The 1,044-nt window shown below is 45.2% G+C and carries 1 protein-coding gene; it reads left to right on the top strand.

What is annotated here, in order from left to right; all coding sequences use genetic code 11:
* The first annotated feature begins 78 nt into the window (after positions 1-78).
* The gene (locus Q8W40_RS27980; RefSeq protein ID WP_305402105.1) at positions 79-987 is read left to right on the top strand and encodes an IS5 family transposase; all 909 of its coding nucleotides are present in this window, start codon (positions 79-81) and stop codon (positions 985-987) included.
* The last annotated feature ends 57 nt before the right edge of the window (positions 988-1,044 follow it).

The raw sequence follows: 1,044 nt of genomic DNA, 5'->3' as shown, positions 1-1,044 counted from the left end.
GGCGTTGTTGCCTAAATCAGTTGAACCTTTTTCGAGTCTTGCGATCTGATCCTTTATGATGGTTAGAGCGGTGGTGACATGGGTAAGGCAAAAAAGAAGATAACTAACTGGGCGGAGTACAATAAGGCTCTGTGTAAACGGGGCTCGGTTACGTTCTGGATAGATGATTCAGCTGTAGATGCATGGCGATGCAAAACCCATCATGGTAAGCGTGGTAGAGGCTTCCAGTACTCTGATACAGCGATTGAAACTGCATTGATGATTAAGGGAATATTCTCTCTACCATTACGTGCTCTTCAAGGTTTTATCGACTCTATCTTTGAGCTATTGGAGGTTCGACTGACGTCCCCAGACTACACGTGTATCAGCAAACGCTCGAAGACAGTTCAAGTCAAATATCGTAACAAATCCAGAGGAGCTATTCGCCATATCGCTATTGACTCGACTGGTCTCAAAGTCTTTGGCGAAGGTGAGTGGAAGGTGAAAAAGCACGGCGCCGAAAAACGCAGAACTTGGCGCAAACTGCACTTAGCCGTTGATGTAGAAACTCATGAGGCCATTAGTGCAGAAGTCAGTCTTGTAAGTGTTGGCGATAGCGAAGTGCTGCCAACATTACTCAACCCTTTACGTAGAAAGATAGATACCGTATCTGCCGATGGAGCGTATGACACAAAAAGTTGCTATGAGACTCTGAAAAATAAAGGCAGTACTCCGTTGATACCGCCTCGAAAGAATGCGGCGCTTTGGGAAGATGGGCATCCCAGAAATGAAGCAGTAAAGGCTCTGAAAAACGGAACAATAGCGGAGTGGAAATCTGAGTCGGGTTATCACTATCGCTCAATATCTGAGACTGCAATGTCTCGATATAAAGGACTAACCAGCGGTAAATTGAGCTTGAGATGTTATAACGCTCAAGTGGGAGAAATCATGGCGAATGTCAAAGCTATAAACAAAGTCATAGGACTAGGTATGCCTGTTCGAAACTAACGGTGAGTCCACATATGGCGTCGTTGGTCTTTAAGCCGATTTGATCAACAACGCCGT

The organism is Vibrio penaeicida (genome assembly GCF_030689305.1).
Lineage (GTDB): Bacteria > Pseudomonadota > Gammaproteobacteria > Enterobacterales > Vibrionaceae > Vibrio > Vibrio penaeicida_B.
Note: the sequence above shows the minus strand (reverse complement) of the source record. Positions and strands in the feature narration are given on the sequence as shown.

What these genes read in the sequence shown, in the direction of transcription:
- Q8W40_RS27980 (WP_305402105.1), top strand. Translation starts at nt 79, where the DNA reads ATGGGTAAGGCAAAAAAGAAGATAACTAACTGGGCGGAGTACAATAAG.